The 17,699-nt window shown below is 42.7% G+C and carries 13 protein-coding genes; all 13 read left to right on the top strand.

The window, feature by feature from the left end; genetic code table 11:
• Nucleotides 1-68 precede the first annotated feature (68 nt).
• Complete coding sequence (locus tag ECA1_RS06865) at nt 69-1,535, top strand: alpha-amylase (RefSeq protein ID WP_060792059.1); 1,467 nt, start codon at nt 69-71, stop codon at nt 1,533-1,535.
• Between the two features lie 211 nt (nt 1,536-1,746).
• A complete protein-coding gene (gene pcrA / locus ECA1_RS06860) occupies nt 1,747-3,990 on the top strand; it encodes a DNA helicase PcrA (protein ID WP_005225975.1) in 2,244 nt (747 codons plus the stop codon).
• Nucleotides 3,991-4,003: 13 nt separating this feature from the next.
• On the top strand, nt 4,004-6,034 hold the full coding sequence (gene ligA / locus ECA1_RS06855) for an NAD-dependent DNA ligase LigA (RefSeq protein ID WP_060792058.1): 2,031 nt from the start codon (nt 4,004-4,006) through the stop codon (nt 6,032-6,034).
• A 215-nt stretch (nt 6,035-6,249) separates the two neighbouring features.
• Complete coding sequence (gene gatC / locus ECA1_RS06850) at nt 6,250-6,555, top strand: Asp-tRNA(Asn)/Glu-tRNA(Gln) amidotransferase subunit GatC (RefSeq protein ID WP_005225977.1); 306 nt, start codon at nt 6,250-6,252, stop codon at nt 6,553-6,555.
• Entirely contained in the window at nt 6,555-8,027 is a 1,473-nt protein-coding gene (gene gatA / locus ECA1_RS06845) for an Asp-tRNA(Asn)/Glu-tRNA(Gln) amidotransferase subunit GatA (protein ID WP_010748184.1), read from the top strand. The genes gatC and gatA overlap by 1 nt, the downstream gene beginning before the upstream one ends.
• Nucleotides 8,024-9,454 carry an Asp-tRNA(Asn)/Glu-tRNA(Gln) amidotransferase subunit GatB gene (gene gatB / locus ECA1_RS06840; protein ID WP_005225979.1) on the top strand — a complete coding sequence of 477 codons (1,431 nt, stop codon included), beginning with the start codon at nt 8,024-8,026 and terminating at the stop codon, nt 9,452-9,454. The genes gatA and gatB overlap by 4 nt, the downstream gene beginning before the upstream one ends.
• A gap of 10 nt (nt 9,455-9,464) precedes the next feature.
• On the top strand, nt 9,465-10,499 hold the full coding sequence (locus ECA1_RS06835; protein WP_010748185.1) for a diacylglycerol kinase: 1,035 nt from the start codon (nt 9,465-9,467) through the stop codon (nt 10,497-10,499).
• 370 nt (nt 10,500-10,869) lie between these two features.
• Nucleotides 10,870-11,169 (top strand): Fpa/YlaN family protein, encoded by a 300-nt coding sequence (locus ECA1_RS06830; RefSeq protein WP_010748186.1) that lies wholly within the window; start codon nt 10,870-10,872, stop codon nt 11,167-11,169.
• A gap of 2 nt (nt 11,170-11,171) precedes the next feature.
• Complete coding sequence (locus ECA1_RS06825) at nt 11,172-12,335, top strand: FtsW/RodA/SpoVE family cell cycle protein (RefSeq protein WP_060792057.1); 1,164 nt, start codon at nt 11,172-11,174, stop codon at nt 12,333-12,335.
• Nucleotides 12,336-12,357: 22 nt separating this feature from the next.
• On the top strand, nt 12,358-15,786 hold the full coding sequence (locus ECA1_RS06820; protein WP_060792056.1) for a pyruvate carboxylase: 3,429 nt from the start codon (nt 12,358-12,360) through the stop codon (nt 15,784-15,786).
• Between the two features lie 15 nt (nt 15,787-15,801).
• The gene (locus ECA1_RS06815) at nt 15,802-16,932 is read left to right on the top strand and encodes a CAP-associated domain-containing protein (RefSeq protein ID WP_060792055.1); all 1,131 of its coding nucleotides are present in this window, start codon (nt 15,802-15,804) and stop codon (nt 16,930-16,932) included.
• Entirely contained in the window at nt 16,919-17,347 is a 429-nt protein-coding gene (locus ECA1_RS06810; RefSeq protein ID WP_005225985.1) for a YlbF/YmcA family competence regulator, read from the top strand. Before ECA1_RS06815 ends, ECA1_RS06810 begins: the two co-directional genes overlap by 14 nt.
• Nucleotides 17,334-17,678 (top strand): YlbG family protein, encoded by a 345-nt coding sequence (locus ECA1_RS06805; protein ID WP_005225986.1) that lies wholly within the window; start codon nt 17,334-17,336, stop codon nt 17,676-17,678. The genes ECA1_RS06810 and ECA1_RS06805 overlap by 14 nt, the downstream gene beginning before the upstream one ends.
• Nucleotides 17,679-17,699 lie beyond the last annotated feature (21 nt).

The following is a 17,699-nucleotide window of genomic DNA, read 5'->3' as shown; positions in this document are numbered from 1 at the left end:
ATAGCTATCCTTATATTTGACAATTTTTACTATTATTTGGCTTAATTGAAGTAAGGGGGGATAAATAAATGAATAACAAAGTCATTTTACAAGGGTTCGAATGGGACCTGTCGGCAGATAGCCAGCACTGGAACAAATTGAAAGAAATGAGTAAAGAAATCAAAGAGTATGGATTTACCGCAATTTGGCTGCCGCCTGCCTATAAAGGGACAGCTGGGTCCGAAGACGTTGGGTATGGTGTCTATGATTATTATGATCTAGGCGAATTCGATCAAAAGGGGTCGGTGCCAACAAAATATGGGACAAAGGATGAATACCTAGAAGCCATCAAAGCACTGCAAGAACAAGGAATAGAGGTTTATGCCGACATCGTTTTCAATCACTTGATTGGTGCCGATGAAAAAGAAGTCGTTCCAGCGGTTAAATACAATACCGAAAACCGTAATGAACCGATCAGTGATGAGGAAGAAATCGAAGCTTGGACCAAGTTCACATTCCCAGGACGTCAGGGGACGTACAATGATTACGTTTGGACGTGGCATAATTTTTCTGGTGTCGATTATGATGACCGCAACAAAGACCACGGGATTTTTAACTTCGCTGATAAGGGCTGGGAAAACCAAGTGGATGATGAGATGGGCAATTACGACTACTTAATGGGTTGTGATTTGGACATGGAAAATCCCGAAACAGTGGAACAACTCAATAAATGGGGCCAATGGTACCAAGAACTGACCGGCGTTGACGGGTATCGACTAGATGCGGTCAAACACATTGAGTTCAACTATTACGCGGATTGGATCTTAAACCGACGCGAGGAAAAAGGCAAACCACTATTTGTTGTCGGAGAATATTGGTCAGGGGATCTGCCAAAATTAGAAGAGTATTTAGATTCTTCAGGAAATTTGATTTATTTATTTGATGTGCCATTGCACTACAATTTATATGAAGCATCTCACTCAAATGGCGAATACGATATGAGCCAAATTTTTGCAGGTACGTTGACCGCCGCTCGCGAAGATTATGCAGTGACTTTTGTGGATAATCATGACACGCAGGTTGGGCAAAGTTTACAATCTTGGATAGACGGATGGTTCAAAGTCCATGCCTATTCATTGATCCTTTTACGTAAAGCTGGCGTACCAGTAGTTTTCTGGGGGGATTTATTTGGGATTCCCGCGCAAGAAATCGCCCCTGTCGGGGATGCGCTGGTCCATATGCTGAAACTTCGGGAGAAGCTTGCATTCGGGAATCAAGTCGATTATTTCGATGATCCTAATTGCATTGGCTGGGTATTAACTGGCGATTATGAACATGAGCTTTCTGGATTAGCGGTAGTGATGACCAATGCCCAAGGAGCGGAAAAAGAAATGACTATCAGTGCGATCCATGGTGGAGAGACATTCGTGGATATATTGAGAAACAATGAAGCGAAAGTTGTTTTAGATGATACCGGAAAAGGTGTTTTCCCGGTCAATGATGGGCAAGTCTCGATTTATGTAAATGAAAAACTAGTAGAGAAGTACTTTAGTTAACCAAAATCTTCAAACGAATAAAAAGGCTGGTAGGTTTACAGCCTTTTTATTATGTAAACAAACCAAGCCTGCTTTCTCTTGAAAAATCGCATGAATCGTAAGGGAAAAAATCAAAGCGCTTTTAATTAAAAGTTTTCAAAGCGTTCGGTTTTCCCCTTTCCCGGATAATGCTATAATTGAGAAGATTGAGAAAGAAAGGATGTTTAAAATCATGTCATCCAAAAGTGAATTACTTGAACGCATGAACCCACGGCAAAAAGAAGCCGTTATGCATACGGAAGGACCGTTGCTGCTGATGGCAGGTGCAGGAAGCGGGAAGACCCGTGTCCTAACCCACCGAATCGCCTATTTAATAGAAGAAAAAAATGTAAATCCATGGAATATTTTAGCCATCACATTTACGAATAAAGCGGCACGTGAAATGAAGGAACGGGTCAGTCAACTATTAGGATCAGGTGGAGAAGACGTTTGGGTTTCAACCTTCCACTCGATGTGTGTCAGAATCTTGCGCAGGGACGTTGATCGTATCGGCTATTCGAAGAATTTTACCATCATTGACTCTTCTGAGCAAAATACACTGATGAAACGGGTATTAAAAGAATTGAATATCGATCCCAAAAAATATGATCCTCGTTCTATTTTGGGAACGATCTCTCATGCAAAGAACGAGCTGTTGACACCTGAAGCTTACCAAGCCATGGAAGGTAGTCTATTTGAGCAGATCGTAGGTCGTTGCTATGAAAAATATCAAAAAGAGCTGCGAAACAATCAATGCATGGACTTCGATGATTTAATCATGAATACGATCCGCCTCTTCCAAGACAATGAAGATGCGCTGCAATTTTATCAACGGAAATTCCACTATATCCATGTCGACGAATACCAAGATACCAACCACGCCCAATACACGCTGGTCAATTTATTGGCCGCTCGTTTTCGAAATCTTTGTGTTGTTGGGGATGCGGACCAAAGTATTTACGGTTGGCGTGGTGCCAACATGCAAAATATTTTAGACTTTGAAAAGGACTATCCAGATGCCGCAACGATTTTGTTAGAGCAAAACTATCGTTCAACGCAAACGATTTTAAATGCGGCAAACCAAGTAATCAAAAATAACCGCAACCGTCCAGATAAAAATCTATGGACAGAAAATCATGATGGGGAAAAGATCACTTATTATCGCGGGGATAGTGAACGAGATGAAGCGCGATTTATCGTCAGTGAAATGCAAAAACAAATTGCAGAAAAGAACCGTAAATTCGGTGATTTTGCGATATTGTATCGGACCAATGCCCAGTCACGGATCATTGAAGAAATGCTTTTAAAAGCCAACGTTCCTTATACGATGGTCGGCGGCAGAAAATTCTATGACCGCAAAGAAATCCGTGATATTTTGGCCTATTTATCGGCGATCGCCAATCCGCGAGATTCCATCAGCTTAGAGCGTATCATCAATGTACCAAAACGTGGGATCGGTGCGACATCCGTCGAGAAACTACGAGCGTTTGCGAATCTTCATGAATGGTCATTGTTAGAAGCAGCCATGAACGTCGAGTTAGCGAATATTTCTGGAAAGGCTGGCAAAGAATTAGGGAGCTTTGGGATGATGATGGATGGCTTCGCCCAGATGGTTCCTTACCTATCAGTAACCGAACTGACGAAAGAAATATTAGAAAAAACGGGTTATCGTCAAGAGTTAGTCAACCAGAATAATTTAGAAGCACAAGCTAGACTTGAAAACTTGGAAGAATTTTTATCGGTTACCCAAGAATTCGACAAACGATTTGAGGCGCAAAACGAAGACGATGCAGATGCACCAGATGAGAAGTTGAGTGTTTTCTTAAATGACTTAGCTTTATTGTCAGACGTCGATAGTTATGAAGAAGAAAGTAGTCAAGTGACTTTGATGACCTTGCATGCTGCAAAAGGACTAGAGTTTCCAGTGGTATTTTTGATTGGGTTGGAAGAAAATATCTTCCCGCTTTCTCGTGCCTTAATGGAAGAAAGCGAGCTCGAAGAAGAACGGCGCCTTGCTTACGTGGGAATCACTCGTGCCGAGGAAGAGCTCTTTATGACCAACGCTTTTTCCAGAACATTATACGGTCGGACCCAATACAATCGTCCGTCTCGGTTTATCGAAGAGATCGAACAAGATCTGCTGCAATCATTAGGCGAGCGTTCACAGCCGAAAGCTGCTGCACCGTTTCAACCAAAAGTGTTCAAACCGAGCTATACACAACCGCGTCAAACGACCGTCGCTTCTAAACAACAGACTTCTGCAGCTGGTAATACTTGGCAAGTAGGCGAGAAAGTTCAACATAAAAAATGGGGAATCGGTACCGTCGTTCGGACGACTGGCAGCGCGCAAGATGTTGAATTAGATGTGGCGTTCCCACAACAAGGCGTCAAACGATTGTTGGCGGCCTTTGCGCCGATTGAAAAAGTTGAAAAATAAGGAGGATATTAGGATGGATGTCCCTTCAAAAGAAATCCAATCACGAGCAGAAGAGCTGCGCACACAATTAAATCAGTATGCTTACGAATACTATGTAAAAGATCAGCCTTCCGTGGAAGATTATCTCTATGATCATCTATATGCAGAACTGGTTGAAATTGAAACCAATTATCCGCAGCTAGTAACCGAAGACTCACCCACCCAACGAGTAGGCGGTATCATTTTACCTGGCTTTGAAAAGGTCACGCATGATATTCCGCTGTATAGCCTGAACGATGTCTTTGACAAAGAAGGAATCGTGGCTTTTGATGCCCGTGTTCAAAAAGCACTGGGGAAAGCGGTAGATTATGTCTGCGAGTTAAAGATCGATGGATTGTCAATTTCCTTGAAATATGAAGAAGGGCGCTTTGTTCGTGGAGCAACTCGAGGAGATGGTACGGTAGGTGAAAACATTACAGAAAACCTAAAGACCGTCAAATCGATTCCACTGAAATTAAAAGAACCGATCTCGTTGGAAGTTCGTGGCGAATGCTATATGCCAAAGGCTTCGTTTTTGAAATTGAATCAACAGCGAGAAGAAGAAGGGGCGGAAGTTTTTGCCAATCCTAGAAACGCAGCGGCTGGAAGCTTGCGACAATTAGACACACGGATCGCAGCCCAAAGAAACTTAAGCACCTTCTTGTACACACTAGCTGACTTTGGACCAATTGAAGCCAATGATCAATTTTCAGCATTGAATGAACTGGATCAATTAGGCTTTCGTACAAATCGCGAACGCAGAGTGTGTCACACCATCGATGAGGTTTGGGCATATATCGAAGAGTTTCATGACAAGCGCAGTGAGCTTCCCTATGAGATTGACGGCGTAGTCATCAAAGTCAATAATTTCAAAGATCAAGATGCGCTAGGCTTTACCGTAAAAGCACCCCGATGGGCGGCAGCATATAAGTTTCCACCGGAAGAAGCGGAAACAGTGATCGAAACGATCGAATGGACCGTGGGACGGACGGGTGTTGTGACACCGACCGCTGTTATGACCCCTGTTCGTGTTGCTGGAACGACGGTCAGCCGTGCCAGTCTCCATAATGTAGATTTCATTAAAATGAAAGACATCCGCATTGGCGATTCGGTCATCATCTATAAGGCGGGGGACATTATTCCAGAGGTTGCGAAAGTCTTGGAAGAAAAACGAACAGAAGCAAGTCAACCCTTTGAATCGCCTACACATTGTCCCGAATGTGGGAGTGAGCTGATCCATTTAGATGAAGAAGTTGCCTTGCGTTGTATCAATCCAAAGTGTCCAGCACAGATCAAAGAAGGACTAAGCCATTTCGTTTCACGGAATGCTATGAACATTGACGGTTTAGGGCCCCGTGTTTTAGAGCAAATGTTCGATAAATCCTTAGTTAAAGATGTGGCCGACTTGTACTTTTTAACAGAAGAACAATTGTTGACCCTTGATAAAATCAAAGAGAAATCAGCCAATAACCTGTTGCGGGCGATTCATCAAAGTAAAGGAAATTCGGTTGAACGTTTGATTTTTGGGCTAGGCATCCGTCATGTCGGTGCGAAAGCGGCTCGGATTTTAGCAGAACATTTCGGTGATCTGCGGGCGCTCAGCAAAGCCAAGGAAGAAGAAATCATTTCGCTAGAAGCTATCGGCGCAACGATTGCTGAAAGTGTCGTCACGTATTTTGACAATCAAGAAGTTCACGACCTGTTAGATGAACTTGAAAGAGCGGGTGTCAACTTTGCTTATTTGGGGCTTAGAAATGAACAGTTGGAAGACGTCGAATCACCATTTAAAGAGAAAACCGTCGTTTTAACAGGAAAATTAAGTCACTTCACTCGTGAAGAAGCCAAGGAACGAATTGAAAATCTCGGTGGGAAGGTAACAGGCAGTGTATCGAAAAAGACCGATATCGTTGTTGCTGGGGAAGAAGCAGGCAGCAAACTGACCAAAGCACAATCCCTAGGTGTCACCGTTTGGGATGAAGCTCAAATGGTGGCTGCGATCGAAGGCAGTCATTCGGCAGATCAATAACCTTTAAGCATTGTCACAGACGAGAAGCAGTTGTTTTTTCTTGTCTAATTGAAATCATTTCTTCCCTGCACTACGAGGAAAGAAATGATTTCTGCTTTTATTTGCAATTATATTTGATAATTTTCAAATTCTATTTCATGATTTGTTAAAAAAATGATACAATACATTGGAAAAACGTAAACGTAAATTACGGATACGAGAAAGAGGAGGATTTTATGGCGATCAGCGAAGAACAAGTCAAACACGTTGCCAAACTAGCAAAACTTTCATTCTCAGACGATGAATTACATGAGTTTACCTCTCAGCTAGGGAAAATTATTGATATGGTTGAAACACTTGAAGAAGTGGACACCACAGGAGTACCATTCACATCGAATGTCGCAGAAACGATCAACGTGATGCGTGAAGATGTAACGACCGGCGGCTGGGACCGTGATGAATTAATGAAAAATGTTCCAGAATCCGAAGAAGGCTTTATCAAAGTGCCTGCAATCATTGATAATGGGGAGGCGGGTGCCTAATGACTGAATTATATAAAAAAAGCTTAGAAGAATTACACAGCTTATTAGTGTCAAAGGAAATTACTGCAACAGACTTAACGAGCGAAACCTTTGCTCGCATTAAAGAAACAGAGCCGAAAGTCGATGCGTTTTTAGCGTTGAATGAAGAAAAAGCGCAGGAATTGGCACAAGCCATCGATCAAAAAGGCATCACTGAAAGCAATGTGTTGGCGGGAATTCCAATCGGAATCAAAGACAACATCGTTACCAAAGATTTGCGGACAACAGCTGCTTCAAAAATCTTAGGTAATTTTGATCCAATTTACGATGCGACCGTTATGGACAAAGTTTACCAAGCAGACATGATTCCAGTTGGTAAGTTAAATATGGATGAATTTGCCATGGGCGCAAGTACCGAAACGTCGTTCTTTAAGAAAACGAAAAACGCTTGGGACGAAACAAAAGTACCTGGTGGTTCATCAGGTGGCTCGGCAGCTGCCGTTGCAGCTGGACAAGTTCCCCTATCATTAGGTAGCGATACGGGTGGTTCGATTCGTCAACCAGCAGCTTTCAATGGGATCGTCGGGATGAAGCCAACCTACGGACGGGTTTCTCGTTTTGGTCTGATCGCGTTTGCATCATCTTTAGATCAAATTGGTCCGATGACGCGTGGTGTGAAAGACAATGCCTTTGCATTAAATGCCATCAGTGGGTTTGATGCGAAAGATAGTACGTCAGCAGGCGCTGCTGTTCCTGATTTTACAGCAGGTTTGACGGGTGATATCAAAGGTATGAAAGTCGCTTTGCCAAAAGAATACTTAGGTGAAGGGATCCAAGCAGGCGTTCGAGAAGCAATCTTAAAAGCAGCGGACACTTTCCGTGCGTTAGGAGCGACTGTGGAAGAAGTCAGCTTGCCACACTCAAAATACGGGGTAGCCGTTTACTATATCATCGCTTCTTCTGAAGCAAGTTCTAATTTGCAACGTTTTGACGGTATTCGTTATGGTTTCCGTTCAGAAAATGTCAGCAATCTAGAAGATGTCTATGTCAATTCTCGCAGTGAAGGATTCGGGGAAGAAGTAAAACGACGGATCATGTTAGGTACGTTTTCACTAAGTGCTGGCTACTACGATGCCTACTTCAAAAAAGCCGGTCAAGTACGGACGTTGATCAAACAAGATTTCGATAAGGTCTTCAGCCAATACGACTTGATCATTGGCCCAGCTTCCCCAACGGTAGCATTTGGTATTGGAGAAAACATCAATGATCCGATCACCATGTACTTGAATGATATTTTAACCATTCCTGTGAACTTAGCAGGACTGCCAGGGATGTCGATCCCAGCAGGTTTTTCTGAAGGACTGCCAGTCGGCTTGCAGATCATTGGGAAACATTTTGATGAAGCAACCATGTATAAAGCGGCGTATGCCTTTGAACAAGCAACTGATTTCCACACGAAAAAACCAGTGATTTTAGGAGGGGATAAGGCATGAACTTCGAAACAGTCATTGGGCTTGAAGTCCACGTAGAATTAAAAACAGAATCAAAGATTTTTTCTCCAGCACCTGCTCACTTTGGCGCTGAACCAAATAGCAACACGAATGTGATCGACTGGGGCTATCCAGGTGTTTTACCAGTAATGAACAAAGCGGCTATCGAATTTGGGATGAAAGCTGCGCTTGCGCTGAATTGTGAAATCTCAAAAGAAACGCATTTCGACCGCAAAAACTATTTCTATCCCGACAATCCAAAAGCGTATCAAATTTCGCAATTCGATCAACCGATCGGTCATGATGGGTGGATCGAGATCGAAGTGGAAGGCAAAAAGAAAAAGATTCGCATCGAGCGAGTTCATTTGGAAGAAGATGCTGGGAAAAACATGCACGGCAAAGGCGGTTATTCTTATGTTGATCTAAATCGTCAAGGAACCCCTTTGATCGAGATCGTTTCCGAAGCGGATATGCGTTCACCAGAAGAAGCATATGCGTATCTAGAAGCGTTGCGTTCAATCATCTTGTTTACAGAAGTATCCGATGTGAAGATGGAAGAAGGTTCTATGCGTTGTGATGCGAATATTTCGTTGCGACCTTACGGCCAAGAACAATTCGGAACAAAAACAGAACTGAAAAACTTAAACTCTATGTCCTTCGTGAAAAAAGGGTTGGCATTTGAGGAAAAACGCCAAGCCAAAGTATTGCTTTCTGGAGGCGAGATCCAACAAGAAACTCGACGTTTTGATGAAGCAACCAGCAAAACCTTATTGATGCGTGTCAAAGAAGGTTCTTCTGATTATCGTTACTTCCCAGAACCAGATATCCCACGGTTTGTGATCGATGATGAATGGATCGAACGTGTACGTCAAAGCTTGCCAGAAATGCCGCAAAAACGTCGTGCCCGTTACATCTCTGAATTGGGCTTACCAGAATATGATGCAATGGTCTTGACTTTATCAAAAGAAATGTCCGATTTCTTTGAAAAAACCATCGATGCTGGTGCTGATCCTAAACAAGCTTCTAACTGGTTGATGGGTGAAGTTTCAGCGTATCTGAACAGCGAGAAATTGGAACTGCCAGAAACGAAATTAACCCCAGACAATTTAGCGGGAATGATTCGTTTGATCGCCGATGGCACGATCAGTTCGAAGATTGCGAAAAAAGTCTTCAAAGAGTTGATCACAAACGGCGGTGACGCTGAAGAAGTCGTAAAAGCCAAAGGATTGATCCAATTATCAGATCCTGCGCAATTACTACCAATGATCAATGAAGTATTAGATAACAACCAACAATCCGTCGATGACTTCAAAAACGGAAAAGACCGCGCAGTCGGTTTCTTAGTTGGTCAAATCATGAAAGCAACCAAAGGACAAGCGAATCCAGGTGTTGTGAACAAGCTGTTGCAAGAAGAACTAGCAAAGCGATAAGAGGCAAGCGATGAAAAGAGCAAGAGTAATCTACAACCCGACATCTGGGAAAGAATTGATTCGAAAAAACTTAGCAGATATTTTAGATGTTTTGGAAACTGGCGGTTATGAGGCGAGTGCATTTGCCACGACCGCTGCGCCATTTTCCGCTCGTGATGAAGCAAGAAGAGCCGGCGAAGCTGGTTTTGATTTGGTGGTAGCTGCCGGTGGGGATGGCACGATCAATGAAGTCGTCAATGGGATCGCTCCTTTAGAAAAGCGACCAAAAATGGCGATCATTCCTGGAGGCACGACCAATGACTACGCACGAGCACTAAAGATTCCCCGTACGGATATCAAAGCAGCTGCGGAAGTGATTTTGAAGCAGCAGACAGTGAAAATGGATGTCGGAAAAACACCCAACACGTATTTTATCAACATTGCTGCTGGTGGGCACTTAACGGAATTGACCTACGATGTTCCTTCTGAACTGAAAAGTGTTTTTGGCTACTTAGCTTATCTAGCAAAAGGAGCGGAATTACTCCCTCGTGTCAAACCAATCAAAATGCATCTAAAGTATGAAGACGGAGAATACATTGGCGGAGCGTCGATGTTCTTTTTAGGGCTGACGAACTCAGTGGGGGGCTTTGAACAGATTGCGCCTGATGCAAAGCTTGACGATGGGAAATTTTCGTTGATCATTGTCAAAACGGCCAATATTTTTGAGATCGTCCACTTAGTTGCTTTAATGATGAATGGTGGAAAACACATCAACGATCGTCGTCTGATTTATACGAAAACATCTTTTCTTGAAGTAGACGCACCAGAACAGGTCAATCGTTTAATGATCAACCTTGATGGCGAATACGGCGGAGATGCTCCTATGCGCTTTGAAAACCTACACAATCATATTGAGTTTTTTGCAAATGTCGATCAAATCCCTGACGATGCGGTCGTTGGTGAGCAAAATTATCAAGAGATGAGCGAAGGTTTTATTAAAGAAGTCGAACGTCTTTCCGATGAGGACATCAATGGGGATGGCAAGATCGGCGACGAAACAAAGTAAACGATTTTTCTTTTCATGCGAGTTGAAAGAACAGGGACTTTTGGACCTGTTCTTTTTTTAAAACGTAATTGTGGAAAAGCAGGCACCGATTTTTTTTCGAATACTTGATAGAATAGCTTTTCTTAAATTTTAGTAAAGGTCGTTTTTTATAAAGTGTTTCACGATTCGTCTTTGTTTCACGAGATCGAGCGCGGATCATATAAATAAAACGAATAAAATTTCCAAAACACGAATGATAATCATCAAAAAGCGAACTTTTCGAATATATGCTCATTAAAGTTCGTTATTTCCGCATTTCTATCCAATCTATGGATGCAAAAGCGAATAAGAATATGCTATAATGGTGAAACGAAGAAATGGGGGGACCGGAATGGAGCAAATCGATTCTACAAAAGCGCTTGATCTGCTGAGAGATGACGCAGAACGAATCAAAAAGCTGATCCGAAACCAAGAAAATAGTTTATGTATCGCACAATGCAAAGCATTTGAAGAAGTGGTTGATACCCAGATGTATGGTCTATCACGACAAGTGGCATTTGCGATCCGCTTGGGGATCGTTGATAATCAAACAGGGCAGCAATTGATGGCGGATCTTGAAAAAGATTTGAACCAATTGTATAGCGAGGTCTACGAGGACCAGCGGACACCTGACATCGGCAAGGAGGCATAAACTTGCCAGAGAAAGTTAAGAAAAGACATTTATTAGATTATAGTATTTTATTACCATATATTGTTATGTGTGTCACGGGCTTGATGATGGTTTATAGTTCCACATCTTACGTTGCGATGACCGCCGCACAACCGACCACAGCTGCTTCTTACGTCATCAATCAAACATTATTTTGGTTGGTGAGCCTAATAGCGATCACTGTCATGTATAAAATGAAAACGGATGTTTTTCGGAACAAAAAATTTGTCCAGATCGCCATGATCGTCATCTTGTTTTTATTGATCGCTGCCTTCTTTTTCCCAAGAAGAAATGGGGCACTCGGTTGGTTATCGATTGCTGGCTTTTCCATTCAACCAGCAGAGTATTTAAAGTTTATTGTGATTTGGTTTTTATCGGTGACGCTATCTTATCGTCAAAAAGGTATCCAACAAGAATTTTGGAAAACGGTTTGGCGTCCAATCGGAATCGTTTTTGTCTACACCGGGATCATGGCACTTTATCCCGACTTAGGGAATGCTGTAATCGTTATGTTGCTGGCATTTGTCGTGTTATTGTCTAGCGGATTGAATTACCTGTATACCTTAATATTAGGTGTGGCAGGTATTATCGGTAGTATGTTGATCGTCTTGTTTGTGAATCTAACCGGTGGTAAGCTTTTACCCGACTATGTCTATAGTCGTTTTTCATCTTTTTTGAACCCGTTTGCTGATGAATACAATACAGGTCATCAAATGGTGAATGGGTATTACGCAATGTTCAACGGTGGGCTGTTCGGGCGCGGGCTTGGAAATAGTATCCAAAAACGTGGCTTCTTAAACGAAGCGCACACCGATTATATATTTTCGATCGTTATGGAAGAATTAGGGCTGATCCCATCGATCATCATTTTAGGTGTTTTGTTCTATATGGTGGGACGAATCTTTCTTGTCGGTATCCGTTCAAGAGATCCCTTTAATTCCATGATGTGTATAGGGATAGGGACATTATTTATGTCTCAGATTTTTATCAACTTAGGTGGAATCACTGGTTTGATCCCGTTGACGGGAATCACTTTCCCATTTCTAAGTCAAGGTGGATCAAGCTTGCTGATGCTATCGATTTGTATCGGTTTTGTGTTAAATATCAGTGCCGAAGAAAAGAGGAAACAGGTTTATTTGAATTATTGATCAATTGAATGGAGTGGATTAGATGAAGAAAATTCTTGTTGCCAATCGTGGAGAAATCGCGATCCGTGTCTTCCGCGCATGTGCGGAACTTGGGATCAAAACTGTCGGAATTTATGCTGCGGAGGATGAATACTCCGTCCATCGCTTTAAAGCAGACGAAGCGTATTTAGTAGGGAAAGGCAAACGTCCGATCGATGCGTATTTAGACATTGAAGATATCATTCGCACGGCGAAAAAGGCCGGTGCCGAAGGAATCCATCCTGGATACGGCTTTTTATCAGAAAATCTGGGATTTGCTCAACGCTGTGAAGAAGAAGGTTTGATTTTCATCGGACCATCCACCCATCATTTAGATATTTTTGGCGACAAGATCAAAGCAAAAGCAGCAGCGATCGAGGCAGGGATTCAATCGATTCCTGGCTCTGACGGTCCAGTTGCATCGATCGATGACGTTTTAGCTTTTGCAAACGAACATGATTATCCAATCATGATCAAAGCAGCCCTTGGGGGCGGTGGGCGAGGCATGCGTGTCGCTCATGATGAAAAAGAAGCAAGAGACGGCTACGAACGTGCCAAAAGTGAAGCCAAAGCGGCATTTGGTAGCGATGAAGTCTACGTTGAAAAATACATTAGTAATCCAAAACATATTGAAGTCCAAATTTTAGGAGATACGCACGGAAACGTCGTTCACTTATTTGAACGTGATTGCTCGGTTCAGCGCCGCCACCAAAAAGTAGTCGAGGTGGCACCTTGTGTGTCAATGACTGATGAACAACGGGAAAAAATATGCCAAGCAGCCGTTCAACTAATGAAGCATGTCGGCTATATCAATGCTGGAACCGTGGAATTTTTAGTAGAGGGCGACAAATTCTACTTTATCGAAGTAAACCCACGGGTCCAAGTGGAACATACGATCACTGAAATGATCACCAATTTAGACATCGTGACGACACAAATTTTGATTGCACAAGGCAAAGACTTGCATAAAGAAATCGGAATTCCTGAACAAAAAGACATTCGCTTTGAGGGTGTTGCGATCCAATGCCGCGTGACGACAGAAGATCCAGCGAATAATTTTATGCCAGATACTGGTAAGATCGATACCTACCGCTCTCCAGGTGGGTTTGGGGTTCGTTTAGATGTCGGAAATGCTTATGCCGGTGCAGTGGTAACCCCTTATTTCGACTCGCTACTTGTAAAAGTCTGTACGCATGCTGTTTCGTTCGACCAAGCAATTCAAAAAATGATGCGCTGTCTGAAAGAATTCCGAGTACGTGGTGTAAAAACAAACATTCTCTTTATGCGTAATGTTGTTTCTCATCCAGCCTTTCGTTCAGGTGAAGCCAAAACCACCTTTATCGACAATACGCCAGAACTATTCAATTTCCCTCGGATTCGTGACCGTGGAAACAAAACCATGAAGTATATCGGTGAAATCACGATCAATGGATTCCCGGGAATCGAAAAACAAAAGAAACCTTTCTACAATGAACCACGGATGCCACAACACATCCAAGCAACGCCTGATTTTGTCAGCGCCAAAAATATTTTAGATACGAAAGGTGCCGAGGGTGTCGTTGAATGGATCGGTCAACAAAAGAATGTCTTACTGACGGATACAACCTTCCGAGATGCCCATCAAAGTTTGTTGGCAACTCGTGTAAGAACCCATGATTTTAAGAAAATTGCCGCGATGACGGAAGCTGGCCTACCACAATTGTTCTCAAGTGAAATGTGGGGTGGGGCAACCTTTGACGTTGCATACCGTTTCTTAACAGAAGATCCATGGGAAAGATTGCGGATGTTCAGGAAAAAAATGCCGAATACACTCTTACAAATGTTGTTTAGAGGCTCCAACGCTGTCGGGTATTCCAATTATCCAGACAATGTTTTGGAAGAATTCATCAAAGAATCTGCGGCACAAGGAATCGATGTATTCCGAATCTTTGATAGTTTGAACTGGGTCCCACAAATGGAAAAAAGTATCCAAGCTGTTCGTGATACGGGGAAAATTGCAGAAGCGACGATTTGTTATACAGGGGATATCAATGATCCATCCCGCCAAAAATATTCGGTACAATATTACAAAGATATGGCAAAAGAATTGCAAAATCTTGGTGCCCATATTATTGCGATCAAGGATATGGCTGGATTATTAAAACCGCAAGCGGCTTATCGTTTGATCAGTGAGTTAAAAGATACGATCGATGTACCGATCCATCTGCACACGCATGATACCAGCGGGAATGGGATTATCACTTACTCAGCAGCTACCAAAGCTGGCGTTGATATCGTGGATGTCGCTATGTCAGCTATCAGTGGCGCAACGAGTCAGCCAAGTATGAGTAGTTTGTATTATGCTCTTTTAAACGGCGAGCGTTGCCCAGAGATCAATGTGGATAATATCCAACAATTGAATCACTATTGGGAAGATGTCCGCATGTACTACCATTCCTTTGAAAATGGCTTGAACGCCCCTCAAACGGAAGTGTACAAGCATGAGATGCCAGGAGGACAATATACCAATCTCCAGCAACAAGCCAAAGCCGTTGGTTTAGGCGAAAAATGGGATGAAATCAAAGAAATGTATCATGAAGTCAATATGATGTTTGGAGACATCGTGAAAGTGACACCTTCTTCGAAAGTCGTGGGCGATATGGCGCTCTTCATGGTACAAAATGGCTTGTCAGAAAAAGATATTTTTGAAAAAGGCGATACATTGAGTTTCCCAGAATCAGTGATCACCTTCTTCCAAGGCGAGTTAGGTCAGCCAGTCGGTGGTTTCCCGAAAGAATTGCAACGCATTATCTTAAAAGGACGCCCAGCCTTTACGGAACGTCCAGGAGCCTTTGCCAAACCAGTTGATTTTGCCGAAGTGAAACAAGAACTAGCTGAAAAAATCGGCTATGAACCAAAACACGAAGAAGTCTTGAGCTACTTGATGTATCCGCAAGTCTTCCTTGATTATCGAAAAGCGTATGAGCAGTTTGCCGATGTAAAAGTCCTTGATACACCAACCTTCTTTAATGGTATGCGCTTAGGCGAAACGATCAATGTCGAATTAGAAAAAGGCAAAATTTTGATCATTCGTCTCGATGAAATCGGTGAACCAGATATCGAAGGCAATCGGACCCTCTTCTTTAACTTGAACGGTCAACGACGAGAAATCGTTGTGAAAGATAGTTCGATCATCAGTTCTGTTCAAACAAAACGCAAAGCAGAGCCAACGAACAAAGAACAAATCGGTGCGTCCATGAGTGGTTCAGTTTTAGAAGTATTAGTCAAAAAAGGTGACCGAGTAGCACGTGGACAGACGTTGATGGTCACTGAAGCGATGAAGATGGAAACTTCCGTCGAAGCTCGCTTTTCTGGTGTAGTTGAGCATGTTTACGTAACCGATGGGGAACCAATCCAGTCAGGAGACCTTCTGATTGAAGTCAAAGAAAAATAAGGAGTCGATCAGCAGATGAAGCGAAGGGGATTATTATTTTGCGGCTTATTTGTCCTAGCCCTGATAATCGTGTATTTGCAGCCAGTATTCATGCAAAACGCTTCAGATTCAAGAATGACGATCGAGAACCCAATCAAAGCACCAACGACCATGAATTACGAACCAATCGCAGCCCAAGGATTAGCTGAATTGATTGGGGAGCCTGTTTCTGACTTTGAAGAAATCTACGGGCTTCCAGTTCAAACGTATCGCTCGGGCTACGAGTTTGAAATTCGGGTCTACAATCAATTAGACGATCAGCAATATGTTGAGATCAATACTGATGGTGAGAGTGTGCAGGCAATCAAAGTGATCGGCGCCGGGGGATCTTCCCTAGCGCCCTTTGCAATGGGCATGACCTTGACTGACTTGACTGAGCTGACCATGATTTATCCAAATTTTACCTTGACACAAAATGATCGCACCATCAGTTTTGAATTGATGGAAGAAGATATGAACTACCGACCCTTAGTAGCGTTTGATAATGGGACATTTGCTGTTTTATTCTTTGATCAAGAGACAGCTCAACTGCAGGCGATCACTTATTTGGATCAGACGACCCTGCTTAAGTTAGCGCCCTATCCCTTGACAGAAGGAGAACGACCGCTGTTTCAAGTTTCGCAAACGATTGACCAAGCACAAGCTGATCTTGAAAAAGAGACGTTAGCCTTTGTCATTATTGATAAGCTTCGTAATCAAATCGGTTTAGAAAGCTTTGTACAAGATACCCAGACGCATCAAGATGCGGTCGGACTTTTAGCAGATTTGACGAATAATCTATCGGATCATTTGACCTCTCAACGCATCCATTCCTATCAACGTGCTCTTTCTTCGGAAATAACGAGTAATTTTGTTTTGACGAACGATGAGTGGCAGGAGTTATTAGCAGCGAAGGAGTTAGAGGCTTCTGCTTCGATTTTTGAAGCGCCTGTCTATGATCCAACCTTTACTATTTTATCTTGGTTCAGTAACCCAAGATTTACTGAACGTTTGACCCATGAACAATCAGAAAAGATAGGAATTGCTTTTTCTGAAGCAAATATGGTAGTCTTAGTGCAAGAAGATGTAGAAGGGACCGAGGATAGTACATCAAATGATTTACGATGAAGCCTTTTTCGAGATTGAAGATCAAATCGATTCACTTGTGACGGCAATCAAAGCGAGTGAAACGTGTAGAAACTATCAAATAGCGAAACAAACCATGCATCAAGATCCTGTTGCTCAGGAATTGATGCGAACGTTTTTAGAAAAAAAGCTGGATTTTGAAAGAATTGAAGCGTACGGCGCATATGCCCCTGATTTCAAAGAGAAAAAGCGTGCGATGCGCACAGCTAAGCGACAGCTGGATCTCAATGAGCAAGTGAGCGAGTACCGCTGGAGTGAAACGCAGCTGCAGCGTTTGCTGGATGAACTGACCGTAGCGATTTCTACGTGTTTTTCACCAACTGTCAAAGTGGATGCTGGAAGTCCTTTTTTTCAATCAAAATCAAGTTGTGGAGGAAATTGTCATGCACGAGGATAAAACGCCTTTTACGATGCAGAAGCGTCGAGGATTGATCGTATGGGTCTACAGCCTACGTCAACTAAAAAATTTGCGTCGTTTTGGCTTCGTTCATTATGTGTCACGCAAAATGAAATACGTGGTCATGTATTTGAACGAAGAAGAATACGAAAGCAAAAAAACAAAAATCGAGCAGTTTCACTTTGTTCGACAAGTTGAAGCTTCCTATCGACCAGATGTCGAAATGGATTTTGCTGAAAAAATTGGTACATCAGCAGCCTATCCAGTGAAAGATGAAGGGTTTGATATCGAAGAAAAAAATACGATGATTCGATTGGCAGAAAACGTGTAATAAAAAAGTGGGGGTGCCTTG

It is taken from the genome of Enterococcus casseliflavus NBRC 100478 (assembly GCF_001544095.1).
Classification (GTDB): Bacteria; Bacillota; Bacilli; order Lactobacillales; family Enterococcaceae; genus Enterococcus_D; species Enterococcus_D casseliflavus.
The sequence above is the reverse complement of the archived record's forward strand: the minus strand, read 5'-3'. Positions and strand labels throughout refer to the sequence as shown.

What these genes read in the sequence shown, in the direction of transcription:
- ECA1_RS06865 (WP_060792059.1), top strand. Translation starts at nt 69, where the DNA reads ATGAATAACAAAGTCATTTTACAAGGGTTCGAATGGGACCTGTCGGCA.
- pcrA (WP_005225975.1), top strand. Translation starts at nt 1,747, where the DNA reads ATGTCATCCAAAAGTGAATTACTTGAACGCATGAACCCACGGCAAAAA.
- ligA (WP_060792058.1), top strand. Translation starts at nt 4,004, where the DNA reads ATGGATGTCCCTTCAAAAGAAATCCAATCACGAGCAGAAGAGCTGCGC.
- gatC (WP_005225977.1), top strand. Translation starts at nt 6,250, where the DNA reads ATGGCGATCAGCGAAGAACAAGTCAAACACGTTGCCAAACTAGCAAAA.
- gatA (WP_010748184.1), top strand. Translation starts at nt 6,555, where the DNA reads ATGACTGAATTATATAAAAAAAGCTTAGAAGAATTACACAGCTTATTA.
- gatB (WP_005225979.1), top strand. Translation starts at nt 8,024, where the DNA reads ATGAACTTCGAAACAGTCATTGGGCTTGAAGTCCACGTAGAATTAAAA.
- ECA1_RS06835 (WP_010748185.1), top strand. Translation starts at nt 9,465, where the DNA reads ATGAAAAGAGCAAGAGTAATCTACAACCCGACATCTGGGAAAGAATTG.
- ECA1_RS06830 (WP_010748186.1), top strand. Translation starts at nt 10,870, where the DNA reads ATGGAGCAAATCGATTCTACAAAAGCGCTTGATCTGCTGAGAGATGAC.
- ECA1_RS06820 (WP_060792056.1), top strand. Translation starts at nt 12,358, where the DNA reads ATGAAGAAAATTCTTGTTGCCAATCGTGGAGAAATCGCGATCCGTGTC.
- ECA1_RS06815 (WP_060792055.1), top strand. Translation starts at nt 15,802, where the DNA reads ATGAAGCGAAGGGGATTATTATTTTGCGGCTTATTTGTCCTAGCCCTG.
- ECA1_RS06810 (WP_005225985.1), top strand. Translation starts at nt 16,919, where the DNA reads ATGATTTACGATGAAGCCTTTTTCGAGATTGAAGATCAAATCGATTCA.
- ECA1_RS06805 (WP_005225986.1), top strand. Translation starts at nt 17,334, where the DNA reads ATGCACGAGGATAAAACGCCTTTTACGATGCAGAAGCGTCGAGGATTG.